We start from the raw sequence: 7000 nt of genomic DNA on the forward strand, positions 1-7000 counted from the left end.
TCGACCAGCGCCTCGCCGACCGGCCGGGCGCCGCGGTGCAGCCAGACGATCTCGGCGTCGCCCGAGGTGGCCAGCTTCTGCTCCTCCGAAGGACCCTCGACCTCCACGAAGACCTTCGCCCGCGCGCGCGGCGGGGGTGGGCGCCGCGCCGCCGCCCCGGCGCCGGCCGTCGCCGAACTCGGCCGTCCGGCGGTCGGCGTCCGCGGCCGGACCCTCACCGACACCCTCGCGCCCGCCTACGAGGCGTTCCTGACCTGGTGACCGCGCGCTGCGGCGAGCGGTCCGGACCGACCCGCTGAGCGCGCGCCCCGGCGACCGGTCCGACGACCGCCGCGGTGCCATGCCGGGGACACGCCGGTGACCTCGGCTTCCGCGCCGTCCGCCGCGCCCAGGCGCGGCACTCTCCGGAGCTAATCCCGCGGCGGTGGAGAGTCACCCGACCGGGGACATGGCGACAGTCACGGTCTGCACGCCGTTCACCGTACGCGGGCAGACTCCAGGCGTGGCCGGACCCCCAAGGCAGCCGGGAAAAGGGGCCCTTGACGGACCCTCGCCGTCTCGGCGCGCGGGTCCGACGATTGACCCGGGTGGCCCTGTGCCGGTACGACGCCGCCCCGGAAGGCACCTAGTCTGGACAAACCGTCCCACTTCCCGCACTGCTACGCGCACCGTCCCCCGGCGGCCCCGGCCGTCGTACCGCATGCGACGAGGAGTCACCGTGTCCATCGCCCGTGACGAGGGTGCGCTCTGGCAGCGCAATTCGGTGCGGTCCGCCGCGATGCTGCTGCCGGTGGCCGCGGTCGCGGCGCTCGCCGTCAGCAAGTGGCCGATGATCGGCGACAGCGCCGGGCGGCTGGGCCAGGCGGACGCCGAGTGGATGGCCGTCGCGGTCTTCGCCGCGTGCATGACGTGGGTCTGCTCCGCCGTCGCCCAGCAGGGCGCCGTCGTCATGTCGCTGCCGCCCGGCCGGCTGCTGGCCACGCAGTTCGCGGCCTCGGCAGCCAACCACGTCCTGCCCGCGGGCGTCGGCGGCAATGCCGTCAATCTGCGCTTCCTGGTGCGGCACGGCATGACGCCGACGCGGTCGCTCGCGGCGCTCGCCGTCCGCGCGTCGGCCGCCGCCATCGGCCGGGTGACGGTGCTGCTCGTCCTGCTCGCGCTCTTCCCCGACGCCCTGCAACTGCACCGGCTTGCCCCCGACGGATTCGTGCTGCCCGCCGACCCCATGGTGATCGGCGCGGTCGCGCTGGCGCTGCTCGTGCTGGCGTTCGTGGCCTCGCGGTACGTCGGCCGCGCGCGCGACCGGGCCCGCTGCTTCTTGGCGTCGATGGCCGACGACGTACGGACCCTGCACCGCGACCGGGCGCGGGTGGCGTGCCTGTGGGGCGGCTCGCTGGCCTTCCCCACCATGCACGCGTCGGTGGTCGTCGCCGTGGTCAAGGCGGTGCACGCGCCGGTGCCGGTCAGCGGCGTCCTGGTGGCGTACTTCTTCGCGAGCACCGCGGCGGGCTGGCTGCCGACCCCGGCCGGGCTCGGCTCGCTGGACGCGGCGCTCGCCCTCGCGCTGGTCACGGCGGGGGCCTCCGCGGTCGCCGCGACCTCCGCCGTGCTCGGCTATCGCCTGGTCACCACCTGGCTGCCGCTCATCCCCGGTGTCGTCGTGCTCGCCGTGCTCGTCAAGCGCCGCGAACTTTAAGGTACGTACCTTTGCCAGAAACCTTGACTCCCCTCAGCCCCGCCATTTAAATCACGTCCTGAACTAAGACGTAAGGGAAGTCTCCCAGGGTGCCCCGCACCTCACTGTCTGTCAGGAGCATGCCCAAAACCGTTTTCTGACGACCCGACCGAGGAGTCCGGCAATGTCGGCATCACCCCCCACCCGACGCATACGCCCCCTCGCGCTGCTGGCCGCCGCAGGACTGCTGCTGTGCGGCTGGCTGCCACAGACCGCGTCCCCCCAAGCCACCGCGAGCAGGCTCGACACCGCCTCGGTGGCGGCCACCGCGACCTTCACCGACGACTTCAACGGCCCAGCGGGAAGCGCGGTCGACAGCTCCAAGTGGGGCTACGAGACCGGTGACAACGTCAACAACCACGAGCGCCAGTACTACACCAGCGGTACCCACAACGCGGCGCTCGACGGCCAGGGCAACCTCGTCATCACCGCCCGCAAGGAGAATCCGGCCAACTACCAGTGCTGGTACGGGTCCTGCCAGTACACCTCCGCGCGGCTGTCCACACCGCAGAAGTTCACCCAGACGTACGGCCACTTCGAGACCCGGATGAAGCTGCCGCGCGGCCAGGGCATGTGGCCCGCCTTCTGGATGCTCGGCAACGACATCGGCTCGGTCGGCTGGCCCAACAGCGGCGAGATCGACATCATGGAGAACGTCGGCTTCGAGCCCGGCAGCGTGCACGGCACCATCCACGGCCCCGGCTACTCCGGTTCGGCCGGCATCGGCGCCGGATACACCCTCCCCGGCGGACAGAGCTTCTCCGACGCCTTCCACACCTTCGCCATCGACTGGGCGCCGAACTCCATCAAGTGGTCCGTGGACGGCAACGTCTACCAGACCCGTACGTCCGCCGACCTCGGCGGCAACCGCTGGGTGTTCGACCACCCCTTCTACCTGCTGCTCAACCTCGCGGTCGGCGGCTACTGGCCCGGCGACCCCAACTCCGGCACCACCTTCCCGCAGCAGCTCGTCGTGGACTACGTGCACGTCACCACCAGCGACAGCTCGGGACCGGGCACCGGCACGGGACACGCCGTCACCGGCCTCGGCGGCAAGTGCGTCGACGTGGCCTCGGGCAGCAGCGCCAACGGCGCCGCCGTGCAGCTCTACGACTGCAACGGCTCGGCCGCGCAGTCCTGGACGGTCGGCTCCGACGGCACCATCCGCGCGCTCGGCAAGTGCCTGGACATCACCGCGGCCGGGACCGCCAACGGCACACCGGTCCAGCTCTACGACTGCAACGGCACCAACGCCCAGAAGTGGACCGTGAGCGCCGCCCACGACATCGTCAACCCGGCCTCCAACAGATGCCTTGACGCCACCGGTAACAGCTCCGCCAACGGCACCCGGCTCCAGATCTGGGACTGCGCGGGCACCGCCAACCAGAAATGGACCGTGACCGGCTGATGAGAAGGACCCGGCAGATGCGAAAGACCACCACGCTCCTGGCAACCGCCGCGCTCGCCGCGGGAGCCCTGACCGCCCTCGGGATCAGCCAGGCGTCCGGCGCCGACGCCACCGGCGCCGTCACCGGCTACGGCGGCAAGTGCGTCGACGTGGCCTCGGGCAGCAGCGCCAACGGCGCCGCCGTGCAGCTCTACGACTGCAACGGCTCGGCCGCCCAGGCGTGGACCGTCTCCTCCGACGGCACCCTGCGCGCGCTCGGCAAGTGCATGGACGTGACCGCCGCGGGCACCGCCAACGGCACCCAGATCCAGCTCTACGACTGCAACGGCACCAACGCGCAGAAGTGGACGTCGAGCAACGGCACGCTGGTCAACGCCGGTTCCGGCCGTTGTCTGGACGCGACGGGCCCGAGTTCGGCCAACGGCACCCGGCTCCAGATCTGGGACTGTGCGGGCTCCGCCAACCAGAAGTGGACGCTGCCCACCGGCGGCGGCACTCCGCCGACCACCCCGCCGCCGTCCGGCGGCGCCGGCGTCCAGGCCGTCGCGCCGTACCTCTACAACGGCTGGGGCAATCCGCCGGACCCGACGACGATCATGAACGCGACCGGCGTCAAGTGGTTCACGCTCGCCTTCGTGCTCAGCAACGGCACCTGCAACCCGCAGTGGGACGGCGGCCGGGCGCTGACCGGCGGCGTCGACCAGAACACCGTCAACAAGATCAGGGCGGCGGGCGGCGACGTCGTCCCGTCCTTCGGCGGCTACAGCGGCAACAAGCTGGAAGAGTCCTGCACCAGCGCGAGCGCGCTCGCGGGCGCCTACCAGAAGGTCATCAACGCCTACGGCCTCAAGGCGATCGACATCGACATCGAGGCCAGCGCCTACAGCAACGGCACCGTCCAGCAGCGCACGGTCGACGCGCTCAAGACCATCAAGGCCAACAACCCCGGCATCGTCGAGTACGTCACCATCGGCACCGGGCAGAGCGGCCCCGACACCGGCCTGATCAACAAGGCCGCCGCCTCCGGACTGACCGTCGACAGTTGGACGATCATGCCGTTCGACTTCGGCGGCGCGGGACAGAACATGGGCAACCTCACCACGAAGGCCGCCGACGGCCTGAAGAACGCCCTCAAGAACGCGTACGGGTACACCGACGACCAGGCGTACCGGCACAGCGGCATCTCGTCGATGAACGGCATCACCGACAACAACGAGACCGTCACCGTCGCCGACTTCCGTACGATCCTCACCTACGCCCAGCAGCACCACCTGGCCCGGCTGACCTTCTGGTCCGCCAACCGGGACCGGCCCTGCCCCGGCGGCTACCCGAACGACGACACCTGCTCCGGCGTCTCCCAGCAGGCGTGGGACTTCACCCGCACCTTCGCGCAGTACGGCGGGTGACACCGCCCGAGTGACCCGGGTGACGCCCCCGCCGCGACGGCGGGAGCGCCACCCCGCGATGGCTCTCCGCTCCCCGGCCGTGTAGGCATGGTTCCCGCGATGCACCATGCGACGGCAGGGGAGCGGAGGCATGTTCCGATGACAGATCCGATGACAGATCCGATGACGCACACGAACGGCCCGGAGGCGGGCGGCGGCACCGGGCCCGGCCGCGTGATGGTCGTGGACGACGACGCCGCGATCCGCCGCTCACTCGGCCGAGCCCTGCGGCTGCGCGGCTTCGCCGTCACCGAGGCCGACGGCGGCGCCGCCGCGCTCGATCTGCTGGGCCGTACCCCGCCCGACATCCTCGTCCTGGACATATCGATGCCCGACGTGGACGGCATCGAGGTCTGCCGGGCGCTGCGGGCAGGCGGCGACGACCTGCCGGTGCTGGTGCTCTCCGCGCTCGACGAGGTCGCCGACCGGGTCGCGGGACTCCAGGCGGGCGCCGACGACTACCTCGTCAAACCCTTCGCGCTCGAAGAACTCGTCCTGCGGCTGCACGCCCTGCTGCGCCGCCGGCCGCCACGCCCCGACGGCCAGGTCCGCGCCTGCGGCCTCGTCCTCGACCCGGCCGCCCGCACCGCCACCCGCGAGGGCCGCGCGTTGGAGCTGACCCGCAGGGAGTTCGAACTCCTGGAGATCCTCGCCCGCAACGCCGGTCTCGTGCTCACCCGCGACCAACTCCTCGACCGGGTCTGGGGATACGACTTCGAGGTCCGCACCGACGCCGTCGACACCTTCGTCAGCTATCTGCGCAAGAAGCTGGAGGCGGGCGGCAGGCCCCGCGTTCTGCACACCGTGCGGGGCGTGGGATTCGTCCTGCGGGCCGACGGACGCGAACAGCGGCAGGCCGGGGTACGGGACGGCGCGTCGTGAGGCTGTCCACCCGGATCGCGCTGGCGATCACCGTCCTCGTACCGCTGCTCGTCCTCGCCTCCGGCTGGATCATGGTCCGGCTGGTCGGTCACGACGTCCACGCGCAGGCCGACGCGCACCTGCGGGACCGGGCCGCCGCCGTACGCACCGACGCCCGCAATCTGCTGCGGGCCATGGCGAACGACCGGTCGGCCGAGGTCGAACAGGCCCGTCAGCGCAAGCTGTTCGCCGCCGCGCTCGACGTCGGCATCCGCGTGACCGGCACCGAGGGCACTGTCACCGAAGGCCCGCAGCCCGCCGCCGGCCGGCCGCTGCCCGCCGCGGCGGACGCCGTACGCCCCGTCACCTTCCGTGCGGACGGCAGCAGTTGGCGGGTGCTCGCCGTACCGCTGTCCGTCGTGCGACCCGCCGCGACCGGCACCCTGTGGCTGTTCTCGCCGGACGCCGCGGGCCAGGAGCAGATCAGCCGGGTGCGCCGCAGGATCGTCACCGTCGCGCTGCTCACCGCGCCTGTCGCGGGCGCCGCCGCCTGGCTCGCCGTCACCCGCGCCGCGCTCCCGCTGCGCCGGCTCCAGCGCCGCGCCGGCGGCATCGACCCGCGCACCAGCGCCGCCCGCCTCGACCACACGCCGACCCGGGTCACCGAGGTCGACGAACTCGCCCGCACGCTCCAGACCGTCCTCGCACGCTACGACGAACAGGCCGCCCGTACGGCCGAGGCGCTGGCCACCGCGCGCTCCTTCTCCGCCGCCGCCTCCCACGAACTGCGCAACCCCCTGATGAGCATGCGGATCAACCTCGACGTCCTGGACGGCCGCCCCGAGCCCGACCCCGCGGAACGCGCCGAGATCGTCGCCGATCTGCGCGGCGAACACGCCAGGCTGCTCGGCCTGTTGGTGATGCTGCGCGCCCTCGCCCAGGGCGACCTGGTCGAGGCCGACGCCTTCGTGCCGGTCGACCTCGCCGACGTGCTGGACGCCGCCGTGGCCGACGTGCGGCGTGAACGCCCTGACGTACGCGTGGAGTTGACCGCACGGCCGGGCCTGCGCGTGTACGGCTGGCCGCAGGGGCTGCGCTCGGCGATCGACAATCTGCTGGTCAACGCGGCGGTGCACGGAACGAGTCGGGGCGCCGACGGGGACCTGGACGGGCTCGGCGACGGTACGGAGAGCGGCGGCGGGGCGCTGATCGAGGTGACGCTCGCACCGGGGGCCGACCCGGCGGGCGCCGCTGTCGTACTGACCGTGGACGACCACGGGCCCGGAGTGCCGCCCGCCGCCAGGCAGGAGGTCTTCCAGCGCTTCCGCCGCCGCCCCGACAGCCCTGGCTCCGGGCTCGGCCTCGCCCTGGTCGGGCAGCAGATCGCCCTGCACGGCGGGCGGATCACCGTCGGCGACCGGCCGGGCGGTCCCGGCGCGCGCTTCACCGTGGTGCTGCCGCTCGGCGCGTCGGAGCGCCCGCTGCCCGGCGGCCGGGACTGGCTGGCGGGCGCGTCGGCGGGGGAGCGGCCGTAGGTCTCCTCCTGCCGCG

Annotated in this window: 6 protein-coding genes; 5 read left to right on the plus strand and 1 reads right to left on the minus strand. The window is 72.6% G+C overall.

Features of this window, described 5'->3' with window-relative positions; translation table 11 throughout:
• On the minus strand, positions 1-224 hold a 224-nt coding region (locus BGM09_RS39120), incomplete at its 3' end, for an SIP domain-containing protein (protein WP_188280494.1).
• A gap of 494 nt (positions 225-718) precedes the next feature.
• On the opposite strand from BGM09_RS39120, the gene BGM09_RS06655 reads away from it, so the two are divergent.
• The 5 genes from BGM09_RS06655 (at position 719) to BGM09_RS06675 (ending at position 6984) form a co-directional block, all read left to right on the plus strand.
• The gene (locus BGM09_RS06655; RefSeq protein WP_317452571.1) at positions 719-1696 is read left to right on the plus strand and encodes a lysylphosphatidylglycerol synthase domain-containing protein; all 978 of its coding nucleotides are present in this window, start codon (positions 719-721) and stop codon (positions 1694-1696) included.
• A gap of 163 nt (positions 1697-1859) precedes the next feature.
• A complete protein-coding gene (locus tag BGM09_RS06660) occupies positions 1860-3143 on the plus strand; it encodes a glycoside hydrolase family 16 protein (RefSeq protein ID WP_188280495.1) in 1284 nt (427 codons plus the stop codon).
• Between the two features lie 17 nt (positions 3144-3160).
• Positions 3161-4549: a chitinase gene (locus BGM09_RS06665; RefSeq protein WP_223186429.1), complete on the plus strand. Its 1389-nt coding sequence runs from the start codon at positions 3161-3163 to the stop codon at positions 4547-4549.
• A 162-nt stretch (positions 4550-4711) separates the two neighbouring features.
• On the plus strand, positions 4712-5470 hold the full coding sequence (locus tag BGM09_RS06670) for a response regulator transcription factor (protein WP_188280497.1): 759 nt from the start codon (positions 4712-4714) through the stop codon (positions 5468-5470).
• On the plus strand, positions 5467-6984 hold the full coding sequence (locus BGM09_RS06675) for a sensor histidine kinase (protein ID WP_188280498.1): 1518 nt from the start codon (positions 5467-5469) through the stop codon (positions 6982-6984). Before BGM09_RS06670 ends, BGM09_RS06675 begins: the two co-directional genes overlap by 4 nt.
• Positions 6985-7000 lie beyond the last annotated feature (16 nt).

The sequence above is a fragment of the Streptomyces sp. CBMA29 genome (assembly GCF_014596445.1).
Classification (GTDB): domain Bacteria; phylum Actinomycetota; class Actinomycetes; order Streptomycetales; family Streptomycetaceae; genus Actinacidiphila.